The organism is Priestia sp. 10L35, assembly GCF_056395685.1.
In genome coordinates, this window is the sequence record NZ_JBFTKA010000002.1 from 125,097 (window position 1) to 144,063 (window position 18,967).

An 18,967-nucleotide genomic window follows, 5' to 3' on the forward strand; every position below is an offset into this window, starting at 1 on the left:
AAAAAATGAGTTTTTAAAGCACTTTTTTTTAGTTTTTTATCCATAGTCCCTCGTGGCTTCTGCAACTATAATAAGATTAAGAGATATATAAGGAGGAACGTTATGCTTAATGAACGAACAAAAGCAAAGCTCATTGAAGTTGTAGGATCAGCCAACTTTCAAGATAGCAGTGAAGCAAGACTCGTGTACTCTTATGACGCAACACCTAACTTTCAGTCGCTTCCTGATGCGGTTATTATGCCTGAAAACAAAGATCAAGTGAAAAGAATTTTAACGATATGCAACGAAGATCATGTTCCTATTGTGCCAAGAGGTTCAGGTACAAATTTAAGCGCAGGAACGTGTCCAACGCAAGGCGGAATTGTTCTTACATTTAACCGAATGAATAAAATTTTGGAAATTGATGAAGAAAATTTAACCGCTACCGTGCAGCCAGGTGTTATCACGTTAGACTTAATTAACGCCGTAGAAGCAAAAGGTTTATTTTACCCTCCTGATCCAAGCTCTATGAAAATATCAACCATCGGAGGGAACATCAATGAATGTTCAGGAGGGTTACGAGGCTTAAAATACGGCGTAACAAAAGATTACGTTCTTGGTCTTGAAGTAGTTCTCGCAAACGGTGACTGCATAAAGACGGGAGGCAAGTTAGCTAAAGATGTAGCTGGCTACGATTTAACGAACTTGTTTGTTGGTTCTGAAGGAACGCTTGGCGTCGTGACAGAAGCGATTTTAAAGCTCATTCCAATACCTGAAACAAAACAAACCCTGCTCGCGCTGTTTGAAGACATGGACGCAGCCGCTAAGACGGTTTCAGCTATTATCGCCAATAAGATTATTCCAGCTACGCTTGAATTTTTAGATCAGCCGACGTGCGAAGTAGTAGAAGATTTTGCGCAAGTTGGTCTGCCAACAGATGTAAACGCTGTCTTATTGATTGAACAAGACGGTCCCCCGGAAGTGGTGAGTCGGGATATTGAAATGATCTCACGCATCTGCAGCGAAGGAAATGCTGTATCTGTAAAAGTAGCGGCTTCGCAAGCAGAAGCAGAAGCGTTAAGTACAGCAAGAAGATCAGCTCTTTCTGCTTTAGCACGGATGAAGCCAACGACGATTTTAGAAGACGCAACCGTCCCGCGGTCTAAAATTAGCGAAATGGTCAAAGCGATTAATGAAATTGCCGTAACATATAACGTTAAGATCTGTACGTTTGGTCATGCAGGAGACGGAAATCTGCATCCGACTTGTTTAACAGATGCGCGCGACAAAGAAGAGCTTCACCGCGTCGAACAAGCTTTTGAAGCGATTTTTCATAAAGCCATTGAGCTTGGAGGAACGATTACAGGTGAACACGGAGTGGGAGAAATGAAAGCACCGTATTTGGCATTGAAGATGGGCGGAGAAGGAGTAGCTGCGATGAAAGCAATTAAGTATGCTTTGGACCCGCAAGGAATTATGAATCCAGGGAAAATTTTTGCTAAAGACACGAGAAAAAGAGTGGTGGTTCGTTCATGACGGCAACAAAAGACATTCAGCAAGCATTCAAAGAACGGTTAGATTATGACGAGTTAATGAATTGTATGAGATGCGGTTTTTGTTTGCCAAGCTGTCCGACGTATGGACAAACGAATCAATATGAAGCAGCGTCACCGCGCGGAAGAATTGCTTTGATGAAAGGAGTTGTAGACGGACTTATTGAACCTGATGAATCTGTTGAAAAGCAATTGAATCTTTGTCTTGGCTGCCGAGCGTGTGAGCCTGTTTGTCCTTCGGGTGTGAAGTACGGACACTTATTAGAAGAAGCGCGTGATATTATTCAGCAGAAAAAAAGGCATAAATGGCCGGTAAAAGCGCTCAGGCATATGGTGTTTGAACAGCTTTTTCCTCATAAAGAACGATTAAAAAATGTACATTCTCTGCTTGCTTTCTATCAAAGAAGCGGCTTGCAAAAAGCTGTTCAAAAAACAAACATACTAAACGTCCTTCCTGGTAATCTAGCACAAATGGAAAAAACGCTTCCGCTTGCGCCAACCAAAAAAGAAATGAAGAAACGGCCGTTTTTATTTGAAGCAGAAGGAACAAGAGAGCGTACGGTTGCTTTTTTTACAGGGTGTTTAATGGATACGATGTTTATGGAAACAAACAACGCGACGATTGCACTTTTACAAAAAGCGGGGTGTAAGGTCGTTATACCAGAAGTGCAGACGTGCTGCGGCGCACTGCATGCGCATGGAGGAGAAAAAGATCAGGCAAAGAAGTTAGCGAAGCAAAATATCATGGCGTTTGAATCCATTCAAGCGGATGATATTGTTCTTAATGCAGGAGGCTGCGGTGCGCTGTTGGTAGAATACGATCATTTATTAAAAGAGGAACCGGAATGGAAAGAAAGAGCAGAGGCCTTTTCTGCAAAAGTGAAAGATTTTTCAGAGATTCTAGTGCAGCAACAGTTTGTGGAAAAACAAAAGTTATCGCTGCCAAGTCAAATTATTACGTATCAAGACTCGTGTCATTTAAGAAACGTGATGAAAACGTCCAGCGCACCGAGAAAACTGATCCAAGCGATTAACGGAACGGTGTTTAATGAAATGGAAAATGCGGATCATTGCTGTGGCTCAGCTGGTATTTATAATCTAACGGAACAAGAGATGTCTATGCAAATTTTAGATTATAAAATGGAAAAAGTGAAAGAAGCCCATGCACATACGATTGTAACAGCAAACCCGGGCTGTCTCATTCAAATGAAGCTAGGGGTAGTCAGAGAAGGAGTAGAAGAAAGTGTAAGGGCCGTTCATCTTGCAGATTTACTTCTTGAAGCAGTAGAAAGCAAATAAAAAGGCCGGACGCGTCCGGCCTTTTTTATTATTTGAACAGCTGAGAAACAATTTCGTACGAACGAAGGCGAGCTTTGTGATCGTAAATTTGAGCGTTAATCATCAGTTCATCTGCTTCTGTTTCTTCAATAAACTGTTCCAGCTTGACTTTAATCGTCTCAGGACTTCCGACAATAGAAGAGCCCAGCTGCTGTTGAAGAGAAGCTTTTTCAAAGTCAGTCCATAGTTCATCCATATTATCCACAGGAGCTTTTAGTTTACCCGGTGTGTTTCGAATTAAATTTAGAAACTGCTGCTGCATAGAAGTAGCCAAACGTTCAGCTTCTCTATCTGTATCAGCAGCGATTACGTTTACACCTAACATTGCATATGGTTTGTCTAACACGTCGGACGGCTTAAAATAACGGCGATACATGTTAAGAGCTGTCATTGTATTATTAGGCGAAAAGTGACTTGCAAATGAAAATGGCAAGCCTAGCTGTGCAGAAAGCTGTGCGCTAAAACCGCTTGAGCCAAGTAGCCAAATCGGAATATTTAAACCTTGACCGGGAACTGCTTTAACGCGCATCTGACTTTCTGAAGCCGGTTTAAAGTATTCTTGCAGTTCAGCCAGCTGCTCTGGGAAGTCACTGCCGTCGCTTCTGCGGTCGCGTCGTAGAGCTTGTGCTGTCAGCTGATCTGTCCCTGGGGCTCTTCCTAAGCCTAAATCAATACGTCCTGGAAATAGTGATTCAAGCGTGCCAAAATGCTCAGCAATAACAAGCGGAGAATGGTTAGGAAGCATAATACCTCCAGAGCCTACGCGAATGCGTGACGTGCCTGCAGCTACATGACCAATTACAACGGATGTAGCGGAGCTTGCGATACCTGTCATATTATGATGTTCAGCTAGCCAGTAGCGGTTATACCCCCATTTTTCAGCGTGCTGAGCTAAATCTAATGTATTTCTAAGTGAGTCAGATACAGTTCCTCCTTCAACTACAGGAGAAAGATCCAATACGGAAATCGGAATATCTTTTAATGCTTTACTCATCAATTTCATCTTCTTTCTTTAAAGACTTCATAGGCCTTGTTATTTCAATGGAATACAAGTATTTTAACAATAATCTTTCGAGTTCCAAAATATTTTGCTTCGGTTATTTTCCTTTACGTTATTGTTCTTTATTTACACAAGTTTTTAAGAAGCAAAAAGCCTGTACGGCATAAGGCAGAAGCCGCCTCTTTCTATGAAAAGCTGTCATATTTTATAGTAGAAGGGAGGATGAACGTGGTTACTTTAAATGAACTAAAAAGCAAGCAGTACGATATGATATACAGTTTAGGCTATAACTGTTTTCCAGGGATATACATGAAAAAATATTTTTTGCGAAAACAAGCGGGCGTGATTGATTGGTGTATTAGCATTTCTCTTTCTCATGTCAATCAGCTGTTGAAAAATCGTTGTAAAGACTTATTTGTATATGAACACTTAACCTATATCAGTTCTTTCGGAGATGGTTCCACGCTTAGACTGCGTGATAAGGTGTATCAAATTGATTCTGCTCATGATTTTCCGTCGTCTATTAATACAGAGAATAACTGGCTTTCATATAATGAAGTCAAAGAAAAATATGAACGGAGAACGGAGCGATTTTTAACGTCGATGGAGACCAGTTCTTGTATATTGTTTATTCGTATGGGTGGAACGTATGAAGAAGCGAAAGAATTAGAGCATATTTTAAAGGAAATGGTCAAGAACGATTTCTATATACTGCTGCTGACAAACAGTGAAAAAGAACTTTTATCCGCAGCTAACTGGGACTTGCCTTATACATGTGTCTTACATGCACCTATTTTTTCAATGGACGTGCTGCGCGATGATAAAGTATGGGAAGAGCTCTTAAGCGGGCTTGTTATAAAATAAAAGGAACTCTTTTTGTTTAATACGGGAATGAAAAAGCTCGTTTTTTTCATAGACTTTGTTATATCTGTGTATCAAAGGAGATGAAAAGATGGAGTCCAATGTGCGGAAGGCGATAAAAGAAATTGTATGGCTGCTGCTAGAACAAGACCAGCGCTGGAATGAGTATCTAGTACAGCTGGAGGATTTGAAAATACAAGTGGATTTGAATAGTTCCGCATATGAAGTTCTGAGAAAGATGACGGGTAATTACGAAGTGCTGCTTGAACATATGGATCTCATTCAGCAGTTTGAAAATCATTCTAAAAGTGAAACAGCGCTGAATGACTTAGTTACCATCGTTATGAAGCATTACTCATTAAAAAGTTCATAAGCCTGCTTTGTGCAGGTTTATGGAGTTTAAGCTCTCAATGGAATTCGGTAGAGATAATCGTTTATAATAAGTACATATGGTGATGAAAGGGTGATCGATATGGAAGAGAAACAAGAAATTGTACCCGTTCGTACAGAGGAAACAGCCAAATATTACTCGGAAGAAAAATTTTGGGACAAGCTTAAAAAGTTTGGTAAAAAAGCGGGAGCAAACGTTGTTTATGCCGTATTGCTTTTATACTACACGCTGCAAAAGCCTGATATTCCGCCAAAAGCAAAAGCAGTTATTATAGGAGCATTAGGTTACTTTATTCTTCCTCTAGATTTAATTCCAGACTTCGCAGCAGGAGTTGGATTTACAGATGATTTAGGAGCTCTAGGGCTTGCATTGATTCAAGTTGCCATGTACATTGATGAAGGTGTTAAACTGAAAGCAAAAGAAAAAATTAAAACGTGGTTTTCAGAAGACCACAATTTTTCCATTATTGATGCTAAAATAAAGTAACGTTATGATCGAAATGTAATTATTAAATAAAGTGAGCAAAAGAAGGTGATAGATGAATCATCTTCTTTTTAACCGTTAATATATAGGTCTTTGTGACTATTTTAATCCGTTTTATGTAAAAAAAACAGGATTAAAATATTTTTTTCATTAAAATTTTAATCAATGTAATTGAATAATTGCCCTACAAATGTTAAGTTAAAACATGTTCATAAATTCGTCACAGAAAGCAATATACAAATAAGTAAGATGGTTTGTAAAAACTTTGTGAAATTATGGAACTTTTTAACTGAGAGTTTCAAACTCTTAGAGATTCTTCCTCATCAATCAGAAGTAGCTTTCTTTCGTCACAAGATTAAGCATCTTTCATTTGAAGGTGTTTTTTTTCAGCCTAAGTAAGCCAACAACATGATTGTATGACAAGTTTTTACTAAGGTTGTATAGTTAATGTATTGTATGACAAGTTTTGTGTGATTTGATGTTAAATAAATGAACAGCTTCGAAGTAAATAAATGATTGCAGAAAAACAAAGTCCATGCGTTTTCATGAACCATTATACGTTACTTCATATTTGTAGAGATGTTTAGCAAAAGGGGAGATGAATGGCCTGACGTAAACAATATCCATAGACAAGCCTTAGAAGATAATTATCTTTCTAAGAAAGCAAATTTATATGATTGATTCTAATCTAAACAATGGAGTGTTCAAAAATGGAAATTAGTCAAATCTTTATTATTTTAACCCCAATCTTTTTTGTTATTTTGCTAGGTTATTTAGCAGGGTATTTCAAAAAGTTTGATGCAACAACATCTAAAGGGTTAAATACGCTTGTAACAAAATTTGCGTTACCTGCACATCTATTCGTTGGTATTACAACAACATCAAAACAAACGCTTATTGAAAAATGGCCGTTTTTACTAGCATTAGTTCTTGGTATTATTGGATTTTATGTTCTTTTCTTACTTGTGGCAAAATATGTATTCAAATACTCACTAACAGGCGCGTCTATGTTCTCTTTAAACTCTACGCAGCCAACGTTTGCGTTTATGGGTATTCCCGTATTAGGTAGCTTGTTTGGCGCGGATGTAGTAGCAATTCCAATCGCCATTACTGGTATCGTAGTAAATGCGATGCTTGATCCTTTAGCAACTATTATTGGTACGGTTGGACAACGCGAAAGAAGTGAAGGGGATTCAGAAGAAAGCTTATTTAAAGTAACCATTAAATCAATCTTACACGGTCTTTCTGAGCCGTTAGCTTGTGTTCCGTTAATCGCAGTAGTATTAGTATTATGTGGATTCCAATCTCCAGATTTATTATCAAGCAGTTTAAATCAAATTGGCTCAATTACATCAGGTGCGGCTCTATTCGCAGTTGGGGTAACAATTGGTATTCGTAAAATTCAATTTAGCCCATCGGCATTTGGTATTGCGATTTTGAAAGTGGCTATTCAGCCGCTTGTAATGTTAGGAATTGCAACAGCAATGGGTCTATCATCAGCTGATATCGTAAAATTAGTATTATTAGTAGCGTTCCCAGGTTCAGCTGTAGCAGCGATGATTTCAGTTCGCTTTGACAGCCTAGCTGGTGAAACAGCTTCAGCATTCGTACTTAGTGCCATTATGTCACTTGTTACATTACCATTGTTAATTTCTTGGTTAATGTAATCACATGCATGGATATAGAACAAAAAAGGCTTTGCTATTTTAGCAAAGTCTTTTTTTGTGCATCTATACTTAAAAAAGCTTTAAAAATTCTTGAGCGATTTTGGGAAGATAACTGTCGGTACGCCACGTAACTAAAGGCTCAATTACAAATGGATTATCTTCTATGTTTAAAATTTTAATACGTTCTAGTGAAAAAGAGGAAAGCATTGAATAAGGAACAATGGCAGCACCAAGGCCACGACATACTAAATTAAGAAGCATCGCTGAGTCATGGCATTCGCATAAAATATTAGGTGTTATATCCATCTTTTTAAATTCCTTCACAATGCGATTATATATGCTTATTTCCCGGTTTGAGCGAAGAAGAATAAGAGGGAGAGAAGCAATTTCAGCGACTGAAATCTTTTCTGTTGCATAACCACTTTCTTTAGGAACAGCTACAACAAAAACATCTGGTGCAAGTGTTTTTGTTTTGACATGTTTATAAGGTAAGTCAGTAGTAGTGACTGCTACATCAATTTTTCCTTCTGTTAATAATTCGTTTAAGTGAGCTGGTTCGTTTTCATAGATATTAAATGTGCTGTTTGGATATTGTTTTTGAATAAGAGTTAGCTTATCGAGAACCGTTGATGCACAGTAGATTGTACATCCAATTTCAAGTTTTTCATTTGTTACGTTTTTACATTCCTGTACTTCCAATACTGATTTTTCGACCCTTTGCACAATTTCTTTCGCTCGTTTTAAAAAAAGCTCTCCTTCTACCGTTAACAATAAGCGCTTGTTATTATTTCGTTCAAAAAGCAAAAGGCCCAGCTCATTTTCGAGCTGTTTTAGCTGCCTGCTTAAAGGAGGCTGAGCCATATGCAGGCGCTTTGCTGCTTTGGTCACATTTAATTCTTCAGCTATGACAATAAAATAATGCAGCTGTCTTAATTCCACTGTATTCAACTCCATACTTTAAAGGTATTATTATATATTTTATCAATATTTTAATTGTATGGAAAATGAGTGTAAAGTTAAATGTGTAACCAAAGCAGAGAGGAGGAAGAGAAATGAAAATAGCTGTAGGAATCACAGGAGCCACGGGAGCTATTTTAGGTATTCGAATTTTAGAGCTTTTGAAGAAGGCTTCTGTTGAAACGCATTTAGTCATGTCGCCTTGGGCTCATGCCACAATTAAGCTGGAAACACCCTATAGCGTTCAGCAAGTAGAAGCGCTAGCAGATTATTGTTATTCATATCAAGACCAAGCAGCAAAAATTTCGAGCGGTTCTTTTCGCATAGATGGAATGATTGTTAGTCCTTGCAGCATGAAAACATTAGCATCTATTCGAATGGGACTAGCAGATAACTTAATAGCGAGAACAGCAGATGTGATGCTAAAAGAAAGAAAGCCACTGGTGCTACTTCCTCGAGAAACGCCTTTGAATACGATTCATTTAGAAAACATGCTGGATCTTTCAAAAATGGGAGCTATCCTTGTGCCTCCTATGCCGGCATTTTATAACAAGCCTGAGACGATTGAGGATATTGTCACCCATATTGCTGTTCGAACGTTAGATCAATTAGGAATTGATCTTCCTGAGGCAAAAAGATGGAATGGAATTAAACATTTATCACAAGGAGGAAAATAAACATGGCTTATAAAGACTTTAGAGATTTCCTTAATACGCTACATAAAGAAGGGCAGCTACTGACGGTTACAGATGAAGTGCAGCCTGATCCAGATTTAGGTTCAGCAGGTCAAGCCATCAGTAATTTAGGAGACCAAACGCCGGGATTATTATTTACCAATATTTATGGGTACAACAATGCAAAGGTAGCTCTAAACGTAATGGGTTCCTGGTCAAATCACGCGTTAATGATGGGACTGCCTAAATCAACTCCTGTAAAAGAACAGTTCTTTGAGTTTGCTCGGAGATATGAAAAATTTCCTGTTAAAGTAAAAAGAGAAGAAACAGCGCCGTTTCATGAGTGTGAAATTAAAGATGATATTAACTTATTCGACCTTTTGCCGTTGTTTCGCTTGAATCAAGGAGACGGAGGCTACTATCTAGATAAAGCGTGCGTTATTTCTCGTGATCAGCATGATAAGGAGAACTTTGGTAAGCAAAACGTAGGTATATATCGTATGCAGGTTAAAGGGAAAGACCGTCTAGGCATTCAACCTGTGCCACAGCATGATATTGCCATTCACTTAAAACAAGCTGAAGAAAAAGGTGAAAACCTCCCTGTATCAATTGCTTTAGGATGTGAACCTGCGATTGTCACAGCAGCCGCTACGCCGCTTCATTACGATCAATCAGAGTATGAAATGGCAGGAGCTATTCAAGGTGAGCCATACAGAATTGTGAAGTCTCAGCTTTCTGATTTAGATGTACCTTGGGGAGCAGAAGTGATTTTAGAGGGAGAAATTTTAGCGGGTGAACGTGAATATGAAGGTCCTTTTGGCGAATTTACAGGTCATTACTCGGGTGGCAGAAGCATGCCTGTTATCAAAATCAATCGTGTATACCATCGCAAAGATCCTATTTTTGAAAGTTTATATATCGGTATGCCTTGGACAGAAACAGATTATTTAATTGGAATCAATACAAGCGTTCCTTTATATCAGCAGCTAAAAGAAGCATATCCTGAAGAGATTGAAGCTGTGAATGCGATGTATACTCATGGTCTCGTTGCTATCATTTCAACGAAAAGCCGATACGGAGGATTTGCTAAGGCGGTTGGTATGAGGGCATTGACTACGCCGCATGGATTAGGATATTGCAAGCTAGTTATTTTAGTAGACGAAGATGTGGATCCGTTTAATTTACCGCAAGTCATGTGGGCGCTATCGACAAAAATGCACCCAAAACACGATGTTATAACAGTGCCTAATCTTTCAGTTCTGCCACTTGATCCAGGATCTGAGCCGGCTGGTATTACAGATAAAATGATTTTGGATGCTACAACACCGGTTGCACCGGAAACAAGAGGCCACTATTCTCAGCCTTTAGATACACCACTTGAAACTGAGAAATGGGAAAAAATCTTAACGAATATGATGCAAAAATAAACAAGGAGGAATCGACATGCATACTTGTCCAAGATGTGAAGCCAAACAAGCGAACTTAGTATCTAAATCACCAGTTGAAGGAGCCTGGGAGATTTACTTATGCAGCGTGTGTTTGTTTACCTGGCGTTCTTCTGAACCTGAGACCATCACCAATCCTGAAAAATACCCTCGACCATTTAAAGTCAATCCAAAAGAAGTACCGCTGGCAACGCACGTGCCTCCTGTGCCATCCCGATCTTAATCAGCAAAGGTGGTAAGTAAAATGAATAAAGCAGAGCTGCCAAAAGCCGTGCGCGTATTTTTAAATGGAAAAGACTTAGAAAGAAAGCAGCATGATGCAATGCTGCTATCTACAGTGACATCCGAGGGTTTTCCTCATGTAGCCATGATTAGCGCAGGAGAGCTGGTAGCTATTAGCTCTTTACGCGTCAAGCTGCTAGTATGGAAAGATACAACGTCTTCAACAAACATGATACAGAATCATAGGGCAACCGTTACATTAGTTGTTGAAGGAAAAGCTTATTACATTAAATTTTTGCTGAAAAAAGAAGCTTCTGTGTTATCAGGCTATGAGCTATTTACGGGAGAAGTAGCCGGTGTTAAAGAAGATTACGCAAAATATGCAGTTTTAACATCAGGAATTCAATTTCAGCTTCATGATTCCAAAGAGATACTGAGCCGCTGGAAGCAATCAATTAAGGCTGTTCTTTCTACCGAAAAAACCGATTCTTAAAAATAAGAATCGGTTTTTTAGCTGTAGTGAAATTTTTTTAAATAGCATGCTAGCTGAACTTTTAATAGGTGTTCACTGTTTGTAAATGATATGTTCATTTTTTCTTCAATTTTTTTCAACCGCTGATAGAGTGTATTAACATGAATATGAAGCTGCTTAGCTGTAAGTGAAGCAGAGCGGTTATTATCTAAATACGCTTCTAGCGTTTGCTCTAAAGGTTCATCGTTTGAATGATTGTTCTTAAGAGGGAGAAATACTTCATCAATAAAGGTTTTGACTTCTTCTTTCGACTGATTAATAAATAGCCGGTTAATTCCTATTTCCTCATACAACATGCATCCATCTTGCTGCTGAGACAAAAGGTAAGAGACAGCTTTTTCAGCTTCACTATAACTTTTTCCTATTTGAGTAAAGTGAGAATACCGACTTCCAATCCCTGTTTTTACACGACATTCATTGTAGTAACGCCATTTTGAGAGTAAATCTTCTAATTGTTTGATAATAGCATGATGTTTTTCATAAGGGTCAAGCGTAAATACAATGGTTACTTTGGTGTCGAATCCGTATACGACCGGTGCTTTTGAGCTGAAAACCGATTTGATGTCAGATACAAGGCGATGAAGGTGTAAGTTTAAGAGCTGCAGGTCCGCTTGTGAACGAATGGTAATGAGAGCGACCAGAATATGCTTTTTTGTATCAATGTTTAACTCAGCTGCTTTTTGATACAGCAAAGTGGTGTCATAACACGATAAGTATTCACTAAATAATTCATGTGTTCGTTTGTAAAATAAATTGACTAACGTTTGTTTTTTCAGCATTTCTAATGCAATAACAGAGCTGCTTTGTTCGAGTGCCACTTGATCTAGAGAGGAAAGATTTCCTTGATTTGCCTGCATAATAAGTAACCCTAAGAGCGTGTCAATGCCGTGTATGGGGTGAATGTACACACTGTGTGCCTCATTGTTTGCCTCAATAGTATAAAAACAAGGCTTTGTATGTAAAAGAAAATGCGTGTGAAATTCAGCTGCTTTTGTGTCTATATCAAAGAATTTTAAAAAGCCATAGGTCTTATTATCAACAAAATCTACAATGGTGACAGGAGATGTAACCATTCGGCGCAATTCGGTAAGTATCGGTTCAATTCCTTTACTTTGAAGTGAAACATTCATGAATGTACGATGAATTTGATCGCGGCGTATTAAAAGTTCATTTTGGTTTTTTACATCTTCAAAAAGCGCTGAGTTTAAGAGAGCAATCGATACTTGATCGGAAAAGCTTTCTAACAATTCTTTATCCGCTTCATTTAAAAGAGGGGTTGTACCGTTTTGATAAATAATGAGTACGCATACCGTTTGTTCTTCCATACAAATTGGGACAGAAATAATAGATTGAATGTTTGTAAACGTATAGGACTGATTAAGATAATGAATATTGTCGTCAGTCATAGTAGAAGAATCGCGTAATATAGCCTTTAAGTTTGTATACATATAGCTTTTATTATGCTGAAATGTCTTTCCGATAATTCCTTCGCCAACTTTCATTTTCATGTTTTGAATTTCATTGTTTGGCCCCCCGGACCAGGCGCGAGGCAAAAGAAATTGAGTGGAAGAATCAAACATCCACAGCACGCCCATATCCGCAACAGAAATAACTGAAAGAGCATTTTCAAGAATTCTTGTTAATAGAAAATCTGAGTCTTGTAAAAGTGAGATTTCCTTAATGCTTTTCATAAGCACGTTTAAAATGTGCTCATGCCGCTCTAGCTTTTTTTGCAGCATATAAGGAGAAAAGGTAGCTGATAGCTGTTTTATTTGTGGGGGTGTCCAGTCATGCTTAGCAAGTATGCGAACAACAAACGCATAGCGATTTGGAAAGGATAAATAAATTTCCTCGAACTCTTCATATGCCGTATGCTTTTGAAAGGAATCACTGCCGTTATGTAGGCTAGTGGGAGGAGTGTAAGTCAGGGATGAGCATGAAGAACTGGAAAAAATCACGTTAAAATTTGCAGAATCAATACTTGCCCAAATCTGATAAGGACTATTTTTGATAATAGATGTAAGATAACCTTTCATATTAGCTAATAAATCACTCATGTTAACAACCCCTTATAGACTACTTAATGTAAAAAAATACATAGTTATAGTTCTTATTATATAGAAATACACATTGAAAAAATAGTCAGAATTTTTTAATATTTATATAACGAATTGATTTGTTACAAAACATTACATTAAATGGAATAAAAAGGAGATGAGTGCATTTATGTTAGCAAGGTCGAACTGGAAATACGTCATTTTATTTTTATTATTTTTAGGCTGGTCGCTTGGAAACTTAGATCGTTTTATTATTAATTACGCTATTTTAGATATTTCGAAAGATCTACATCTGAATGCTTCTTCTACAGGCATCATCTTAAGCAGCTTTTTTGCAGGATACGCACTGATGCAAATACCTGGGGGGTGGCTAGCAGACCGCTTTGGATTTAAAAAAGTCATTACAATCGCCGTTCTTTTATGGTCTTTGTTTACGGTTTTTACCGGCATGGCCTGGTCTTTTGCTTCTATTATTATCATTCGCTTTTTATTTGGTTTAGGGGAAGGAAGTTACTTTCCGTCTGCATCAAAAGGAATCGCAGGGTGGTTTCCTCAGCAAGAACGCAGTAGAGCCATGTCCTTTTTGTTATCGTCAGGTACGATTATGGGCGTGGTTACACCAATTCTAGCGACGCAGCTGATGCAAACGATAAGCTGGAGAAGTATCTTTTATATCATAGGAGCCATCGGACTCGTTATTACAGTTCTGTTTGTTTTTTTACTGAAAGAAAAGCAGCAGAGAGAAAAAACAGAGACTTCTGCTATTCCTGCTAAGCAGATGACATTAAAAGAAATTATCAAAACTCCGATGATTTGGAATTTATTTATTGCATACTTCAGTATCTACGCCATTAACTGGGGGCTCATGTCGTGGATGCCTACATATTTAGCCGAAGTAAGACATCTGAATTTAACGGACATCGGTTTTCTTTCCGCTATCCCAGCATTTGTAGGCATTATAGGAATGTTTGTTAGCGGCTTTATTTTAGACAAGCTTCCGGACGGAAAAGACAAGACGATAGCGGCGGTGTTTGGTTTACTGATGGGTATTTTTCTTTGCTTCATGGCCATTTCACCTAGCGTAGGCATGTTCATCGTTTTTCAAAGTGCAGTCACCTTGCTGTTTTCGTTTAATGTGATTTTAATCGCTTCAGCTCCTTTAAAAATGTTGCCTGAATCAGTGGTCGGTTCAGCAAATGGTTTTATCAATACAGGAGCTCAAGCAGCCGGCGTATTAACACCGATGCTCATTGGCTTTTTAGTACAATCGTTTGGCGGGTCGTATAATGCAGCATTTGCTTTATTAATTATCTGCGCTCTTGTCTGTGCTATTTCGTTGTTTTCGATTCGACCTGCAAAAGTGGTAGTGGACGAACAAAATGCTGTTAAATAATGAAGAAAAAGGAGAGTGTCTCATGAATATTATTAAAGAAGTCGAACAACTTATTGAAAAAAAGCGAAACGAGCTAACTCAAATCAGTGATCAAATATGGGAATATGCAGAAACGAGGTTTGAAGAGTATAAGTCGGCACAGCTGATTTGCGACATGTTAGAAAAAGAAGAGTTTACGCTTCGTACACATATTGCTAACCTTGAAACAGGTTTTATTGGAAGTTACGGGAGCGGTTATCCGATCATCGCTATTCTCGGTGAATACGATGCGCTTACCGGGCTGAGTCAAAAAGATAAGTGCGCAGTAGCAGATCCGGTCAAAAAAAACGGAAATGGCCATGGGTGTGGACATAACCTACTTGGCGTAGGCTCACTAGCAGCTGCGCTTGCTGTCAAAGAATATTTAAAAGAAAAAAATATTCCGGGGACCGTTCGATACTATGGATGTCCAGCCGAAGAAAGTGGTTACGGAAAGACGTATATGGTACGAGAAGGATTTTTTCAAGATGTAGACGTCGCGTTTTCATGGCATCCCGCTACCGTTAATGGTGTTATGCATACGTCATCGAATGCGGTTATGCAAGCAGCTTTTAAATTTAAAGGAAGAAGCAGTCATGCAGCTGCTAGTCCTCACCTTGGCAGAAGCGCTTTAGACGCTGTAGAGTTGATGAATATTGGAGTGAATTATATGCGTGAACATATGATAGATGAAGCGCGCGTACACTATGCCATTACAAACAGCGGAGGCATTTCTCCTAATGTCGTTCAAGCAGAAGCGGAAGTGATGTACTTAATTCGTGCTCCGAAGCCATCTCAAGTAAAAGAACTTTATGAACGGGTTGTGAAAATTGCAAAGGGAGCGGCTTTAATGACTGAAACACAAATGGAACAGGAAATTCAAGGAGCCTGCGCTAATCTAATTCCAAATCAAACAATGGAGGAGCTGATGCATAAGCAAATGATGCAGATAAATTTGGCTGAAGTGAAACATGAAGAAATAGCTTTTGCCAAAGCTATTTACGAGTCTACATCCGCTGAAGATAAAGAAGCAGCAAAAAAACAAGTGGGTTCACTGCTAGACAAAGCTTTAGCGGATCATCCAGTCTTCAACCAAATTGCTCCTATGTCTAAAAATGTTTCCTTCATGACAGGATCAACTGATGTCGCAGACGTTAGCTGGAATGTTCCCACTGCACAGTGCGTGACTGCAACGTGGGCTTATGCTACGCCGTTTCATACATGGCAAGCTGTTGCTCAAGGGAAAACGGAGTATGCCCACGATGCGATGTTATTGGCTGGAAAAGCCATCGCGGCTACAGCGATTGAAATGATAGAAAATCAAGAGCTGATTAGTCAAGCCAAACAAGAGCTGGAGGATAGGCTAGAAGGGGAAAGCTATGAATGTCTTGTGCCTTCACATATACAGCCACCTAATTACTCAGAAAGTGAGCAGGAAGACTATAGCGTGGTATAAAAAACGAGGCGGGGAAAAACGTATTTTCGTATAAGGAAGATCCGAACGATGAATCGTTCGGATTTTTTTATTGTTAGGTTGAACACAGGTTTCATTTATCCCGTTTGTTCGTCTTTAGATTGGATTGATGTAGTTATGGCTCAATCTCTTTTTTGTTTTCATTAAAAATAAATGGTTAAAAATATATCTCTTTGCTGAACCTAACCCTATCTAATTGTTTAGGAAAAGAGGTAAAAAAGCATGAGAGCATATAAAATAGAAAAAGATGGGTCAATTTCAACTTCACTAAAAGGAAAATCAGTTTTATCCACTTCTTATTTAAATAAAGGTTCTGCTTTTACTGAAGAAGAGAGAGAAGAGCTTCATCTGCAGGGACTTCTTCCTCCAACGGTTTTAACGTTAGAAGAACAGGCAAAAAGAGCATATGAGCAGTTCAAAAAAGCGCCGAATGATCTTCAAAAAAATAATTCGTTAAATGATCTGCATAATCGGAACGTCGTCTTATTTTATCGTTTATTAACCGATCATTTAAGTGAAATGCTTCCCATTATTTATACGCCTACTGTAGGTCAATCCATCCAAGAATACAGCCATGAATACCATCGACCTGACGGATTATATTTATCCGTAAATGAAGCGGATCGGTTAAGTGATGCGATTGAAAACTTAGGACTCGACGGCGAAGATATTGATTTGCTCGTTGTAACGGATTCAGAAAGTATTTTAGGGATTGGGGACTGGGGTGTAGGAGGGATAAATATTGCCGTTGGAAAGTTAGCCGTCTATACAGCTGCAGCAGGAATTGACCCAAGCCGCGTACTGCCTGTTGTTCTTGATATGGGAACCAATAACAAAAAGCTTCTTGAAGATCCTTTGTATTTAGGAAATCGTCATGAACGAGTAAAAGGAGAAGACTATAATCGTTTTATTGCTCAATTTGTAAAAGAAATAACGACCAAGTTTCCTAAAGCGCTTCTTCATTGGGAGGATCTTGGGAATATTAACGCGCGTCACATTATGAAAGAATACGGCGATAAAATTTTAACGTTTAATGATGATATTCAAGGAACGGGAGTGATTACTCTTGCAGCCGTTTTAACAGCGGTGCGTATTACAGGAACGCCCCTAAAAGATCAGAGGGTTGTTGTATTTGGACCGGGATCTGCTGGAATCGGGAATGCTGATCGTATTCATAGTGCGATGATGCTTGAAGGGCTGTCTGAAGAAGAAGCATATGATCGTTTTTGGGCATATGATTACAGAGGTCTGTTAACCGAAGATATGGAAGATTTAGCTCCTTTTCAACAGCCGTATGTTCGCCAAAATGAAGAGATTAAAGAATGGGAAAAAGACGATGAAAATAAAATTTCACTGTTGGAGCTTGTCAAGCAAGTGAAGCCAACGATTTTAATTGGAACGTCAGGCGTCACGGATGCTTTTACCGAAGAAATTATTAAAGAAATGGCAAAGCATGTAGAGCGTCCGGTGATTATGCCGCTTTCAAACCCAACTAAACTTGCTGAAGCTGTTCCGGAAAATATTATAAAATGGACGGAAGGAAAAGCCCTTATTGCAACGGGAAGTCCATTTGAACCCGTTGAATATAACGGGCACACTTATGAAATCGGACAGGCTAATAATGCGTTTGTGTTTCCGGGTCTTGGTTTAGGTGCAATTGTGGTTCGCGCTCAAAAGTTTACTGAATCTATGTTTGCAGAAGCAGCCAATGCAGTAGCGCGTATAGCAGAAACAGATACAAAAGGAGATACGCTTCTTCCCAACATTAAAGATCTTCAAAAAGTATCAAAGGCGGTTGCAGTAGCAGTTGCTGATGCTGCTGTAAAAGATAACGTAGCAACTGTTACGGAGCAAAATGTAAATAAACTTGTAGAAGCAGCGGTATGGCAGCCTGCTTATAAACCGGTTAAGGCAAAAAATGAATGAGGTGATGATAAATGAGCATAGGTCAAATTTTTCTCATTCTCGCGCCTATCTTTTTTGTCATTTTGCTTGGTTATTTAGCAGGGCACTTTAAAAAATTTGATAAGCAAACGTCTAAGGGGCTCAACACATTAGTAACGAAGTTTGCGCTTCCTGCACACTTATTTGTAGGTGTAACGACAACCCCAAGAAAAACACTCATAGACGAATGGCCGTTTTTAGTAACGCTGATTTTAGGAATCGTCGGGTTTTACCTCATTATATTGCTCGTCGTGAAGTATGCAGGGAAGCATACGTTAACTTCTTCTTCTATGTTTGCCCTAAACTCAGCTCAGCCAACGTTTGCTTTTATGGGCATTCCAGTACTCGGAGGATTGTTCGGTGCAGGCGCCGTAGCGATTCCAATTGCCATAACAGGCATCGTAGTAAACGCGATTTTAGATCCGCTGGCAACGATTTTAGGAACCGTTGGACAACGGGGGCGAAAAGAAGGGGAAGAGAAAACAAGTTTATTCAAAGTAACGGTTCATTCCATTTTGCATGGTTTATCTGAGCCTTTGGCATGTGTACCGTTAATTGGAGTGATTTTAACGCTTTGCGGCTTTCAGTCACCTAAACTGTTACAGGATATGCTTGATCAAATCGGAAGTATCACATCGGGAGCAGCTTTGTTTGCGGTAGGAGTAACGATTGGAATTGGAAAAATTAACTTCAGTAAAGGTGCGCTTGGGATCGCTGTCTTAAAAGTAGCGGTTCAACCCATCGTTATGCTCGGAATTGCAGTATGGATAGGATTATCTTCAGATGAAGTGACAAAAGCTATTTTGCTGGTAGCTTTTCCTGGGTCTGCTGTAGCTGCGATGATTGCTTTGCGGTTTGAAAGCTTAGAAAATGAAACGGCGTCTGCTTTTGTCATTAGTGCTATTTTATCGTTGATTACGCTGCCGCTTCTTATTTCTTGGCTTATGTAAATAAAAAAACGAAAGAGGAGAATTCCTCT

The 18,967-nt window shown here is 38.9% G+C and carries 17 protein-coding genes; 14 read left to right on the plus strand and 3 right to left on the minus strand.

Annotated features, from left to right (window positions below):
• The first annotated feature begins 102 nt into the window (after positions 1-102).
• Positions 103-1,515 (plus strand): glycolate oxidase subunit GlcD, encoded by a 1,413-nt coding sequence (gene glcD, locus AC1DEF_RS06560; protein ID WP_097823234.1) that lies wholly within the window; start codon positions 103-105, stop codon positions 1,513-1,515.
• Positions 1,512-2,831, plus strand: a complete 1,320-nt coding sequence (locus tag AC1DEF_RS06565) for a (Fe-S)-binding protein (RefSeq protein ID WP_097823235.1) — start codon at positions 1,512-1,514, stop codon at positions 2,829-2,831. The genes glcD and AC1DEF_RS06565 overlap by 4 nt, the downstream gene beginning before the upstream one ends.
• 28 nt (positions 2,832-2,859) lie before the next feature.
• On the opposite strand, the gene AC1DEF_RS06570 is transcribed toward AC1DEF_RS06565, so the two are convergent.
• On the minus strand, positions 2,860-3,864 hold the full coding sequence (locus AC1DEF_RS06570) for an LLM class flavin-dependent oxidoreductase (protein ID WP_013083439.1): 1,005 nt from the start codon (positions 3,862-3,864) through the stop codon (positions 2,860-2,862).
• A gap of 228 nt (positions 3,865-4,092) precedes the next feature.
• Here AC1DEF_RS06570 and AC1DEF_RS06575 point away from each other — a divergent pair, with 228 nt between their 5' ends.
• The 4 genes from AC1DEF_RS06575 (at position 4,093) to AC1DEF_RS06590 (ending at position 7,272) form a co-directional block, all read left to right on the plus strand.
• Complete coding sequence (locus AC1DEF_RS06575; protein ID WP_477727327.1) at positions 4,093-4,734, plus strand: DUF1796 family putative cysteine peptidase; 642 nt, start codon at positions 4,093-4,095, stop codon at positions 4,732-4,734.
• A gap of 88 nt (positions 4,735-4,822) precedes the next feature.
• Positions 4,823-5,104 carry a hypothetical protein gene (locus AC1DEF_RS06580; RefSeq protein ID WP_013057341.1) on the plus strand — a complete coding sequence of 94 codons (282 nt, stop codon included), beginning with the start codon at positions 4,823-4,825 and terminating at the stop codon, positions 5,102-5,104.
• Positions 5,105-5,203: 99 nt separating this feature from the next.
• Positions 5,204-5,608, plus strand: coding sequence for a YkvA family protein (locus AC1DEF_RS06585; protein ID WP_057236131.1), 405 nt, complete (start codon positions 5,204-5,206; stop codon positions 5,606-5,608).
• A gap of 707 nt (positions 5,609-6,315) precedes the next feature.
• Positions 6,316-7,272 carry an AEC family transporter gene (locus tag AC1DEF_RS06590; protein WP_025751675.1) on the plus strand — a complete coding sequence of 319 codons (957 nt, stop codon included), beginning with the start codon at positions 6,316-6,318 and terminating at the stop codon, positions 7,270-7,272.
• A gap of 69 nt (positions 7,273-7,341) precedes the next feature.
• Here the strand turns inward: AC1DEF_RS06590 and AC1DEF_RS06595 are convergent, their stop codons facing one another.
• A complete protein-coding gene (locus tag AC1DEF_RS06595; RefSeq protein WP_097823237.1) occupies positions 7,342-8,211 on the minus strand; it encodes a LysR family transcriptional regulator in 870 nt (289 codons plus the stop codon).
• A 113-nt stretch (positions 8,212-8,324) separates the two neighbouring features.
• Between AC1DEF_RS06595 and AC1DEF_RS06600 the strand changes: the two genes are divergently transcribed.
• From AC1DEF_RS06600 to AC1DEF_RS06615, 4 genes are read left to right on the plus strand one after another with little or no spacing between them, the layout of a single operon-like run.
• Positions 8,325-8,906, plus strand: a complete 582-nt coding sequence (locus AC1DEF_RS06600) for a non-oxidative hydroxyarylic acid decarboxylases subunit B (protein WP_097823238.1) — start codon at positions 8,325-8,327, stop codon at positions 8,904-8,906.
• A 2-nt stretch (positions 8,907-8,908) separates the two neighbouring features.
• Positions 8,909-10,330, plus strand: a complete 1,422-nt coding sequence (locus AC1DEF_RS06605) for a non-oxidative hydroxyarylic acid decarboxylases subunit C (RefSeq protein WP_057273293.1) — start codon at positions 8,909-8,911, stop codon at positions 10,328-10,330.
• Positions 10,331-10,346: 16 nt separating this feature from the next.
• A complete protein-coding gene (locus AC1DEF_RS06610; RefSeq protein WP_097823239.1) occupies positions 10,347-10,571 on the plus strand; it encodes a non-oxidative hydroxyarylic acid decarboxylases subunit D in 225 nt (74 codons plus the stop codon).
• Between the two features lie 21 nt (positions 10,572-10,592).
• The gene (locus AC1DEF_RS06615) at positions 10,593-11,063 is read left to right on the plus strand and encodes a hypothetical protein (protein WP_097823240.1); all 471 of its coding nucleotides are present in this window, start codon (positions 10,593-10,595) and stop codon (positions 11,061-11,063) included.
• A 17-nt stretch (positions 11,064-11,080) separates the two neighbouring features.
• On the opposite strand, the gene AC1DEF_RS06620 is transcribed toward AC1DEF_RS06615, so the two are convergent.
• Positions 11,081-13,159, minus strand: coding sequence for a helix-turn-helix domain-containing protein (locus AC1DEF_RS06620; RefSeq protein ID WP_097823241.1), 2,079 nt, complete (start codon positions 13,157-13,159; stop codon positions 11,081-11,083).
• A 169-nt stretch (positions 13,160-13,328) separates the two neighbouring features.
• Between AC1DEF_RS06620 and AC1DEF_RS06625 the strand changes: the two genes are divergently transcribed.
• The 4 genes from AC1DEF_RS06625 (at position 13,329) to AC1DEF_RS06640 (ending at position 18,938) form a co-directional block, all read left to right on the plus strand.
• Positions 13,329-14,552: an MFS transporter gene (locus tag AC1DEF_RS06625; protein WP_477727328.1), complete on the plus strand. Its 1,224-nt coding sequence runs from the start codon at positions 13,329-13,331 to the stop codon at positions 14,550-14,552.
• Between the two features lie 22 nt (positions 14,553-14,574).
• Positions 14,575-16,026 (plus strand): M20 family metallopeptidase, encoded by a 1,452-nt coding sequence (locus AC1DEF_RS06630; protein WP_097823243.1) that lies wholly within the window; start codon positions 14,575-14,577, stop codon positions 16,024-16,026.
• A 240-nt stretch (positions 16,027-16,266) separates the two neighbouring features.
• Entirely contained in the window at positions 16,267-17,970 is a 1,704-nt protein-coding gene (locus AC1DEF_RS06635; protein WP_097823244.1) for an NAD-dependent malic enzyme, read from the plus strand.
• Between the two features lie 11 nt (positions 17,971-17,981).
• On the plus strand, positions 17,982-18,938 hold the full coding sequence (locus tag AC1DEF_RS06640) for an AEC family transporter (protein WP_043982913.1): 957 nt from the start codon (positions 17,982-17,984) through the stop codon (positions 18,936-18,938).
• Positions 18,939-18,967 lie beyond the last annotated feature (29 nt).

What these genes read in the sequence shown, in the direction of transcription:
- glcD (WP_097823234.1), top strand. Translation starts at nt 103, where the DNA reads ATGCTTAATGAACGAACAAAAGCAAAGCTCATTGAAGTTGTAGGATCA.
- AC1DEF_RS06565 (WP_097823235.1), top strand. Translation starts at nt 1,512, where the DNA reads ATGACGGCAACAAAAGACATTCAGCAAGCATTCAAAGAACGGTTAGAT.
- AC1DEF_RS06570 (WP_013083439.1), bottom strand. Translation starts at nt 3,864, where the DNA reads ATGAGTAAAGCATTAAAAGATATTCCGATTTCCGTATTGGATCTTTCT.
- AC1DEF_RS06575 (WP_477727327.1), top strand. Translation starts at nt 4,093, where the DNA reads ATGAACGTGGTTACTTTAAATGAACTAAAAAGCAAGCAGTACGATATG.
- AC1DEF_RS06580 (WP_013057341.1), top strand. Translation starts at nt 4,823, where the DNA reads ATGGAGTCCAATGTGCGGAAGGCGATAAAAGAAATTGTATGGCTGCTG.
- AC1DEF_RS06585 (WP_057236131.1), top strand. Translation starts at nt 5,204, where the DNA reads ATGGAAGAGAAACAAGAAATTGTACCCGTTCGTACAGAGGAAACAGCC.
- AC1DEF_RS06590 (WP_025751675.1), top strand. Translation starts at nt 6,316, where the DNA reads ATGGAAATTAGTCAAATCTTTATTATTTTAACCCCAATCTTTTTTGTT.
- AC1DEF_RS06600 (WP_097823238.1), top strand. Translation starts at nt 8,325, where the DNA reads ATGAAAATAGCTGTAGGAATCACAGGAGCCACGGGAGCTATTTTAGGT.
- AC1DEF_RS06605 (WP_057273293.1), top strand. Translation starts at nt 8,909, where the DNA reads ATGGCTTATAAAGACTTTAGAGATTTCCTTAATACGCTACATAAAGAA.
- AC1DEF_RS06610 (WP_097823239.1), top strand. Translation starts at nt 10,347, where the DNA reads ATGCATACTTGTCCAAGATGTGAAGCCAAACAAGCGAACTTAGTATCT.
- AC1DEF_RS06615 (WP_097823240.1), top strand. Translation starts at nt 10,593, where the DNA reads ATGAATAAAGCAGAGCTGCCAAAAGCCGTGCGCGTATTTTTAAATGGA.
- AC1DEF_RS06620 (WP_097823241.1), bottom strand. Translation starts at nt 13,159, where the DNA reads ATGAGTGATTTATTAGCTAATATGAAAGGTTATCTTACATCTATTATC.
- AC1DEF_RS06625 (WP_477727328.1), top strand. Translation starts at nt 13,329, where the DNA reads ATGTTAGCAAGGTCGAACTGGAAATACGTCATTTTATTTTTATTATTT.
- AC1DEF_RS06630 (WP_097823243.1), top strand. Translation starts at nt 14,575, where the DNA reads ATGAATATTATTAAAGAAGTCGAACAACTTATTGAAAAAAAGCGAAAC.
- AC1DEF_RS06635 (WP_097823244.1), top strand. Translation starts at nt 16,267, where the DNA reads ATGAGAGCATATAAAATAGAAAAAGATGGGTCAATTTCAACTTCACTA.
- AC1DEF_RS06640 (WP_043982913.1), top strand. Translation starts at nt 17,982, where the DNA reads ATGAGCATAGGTCAAATTTTTCTCATTCTCGCGCCTATCTTTTTTGTC.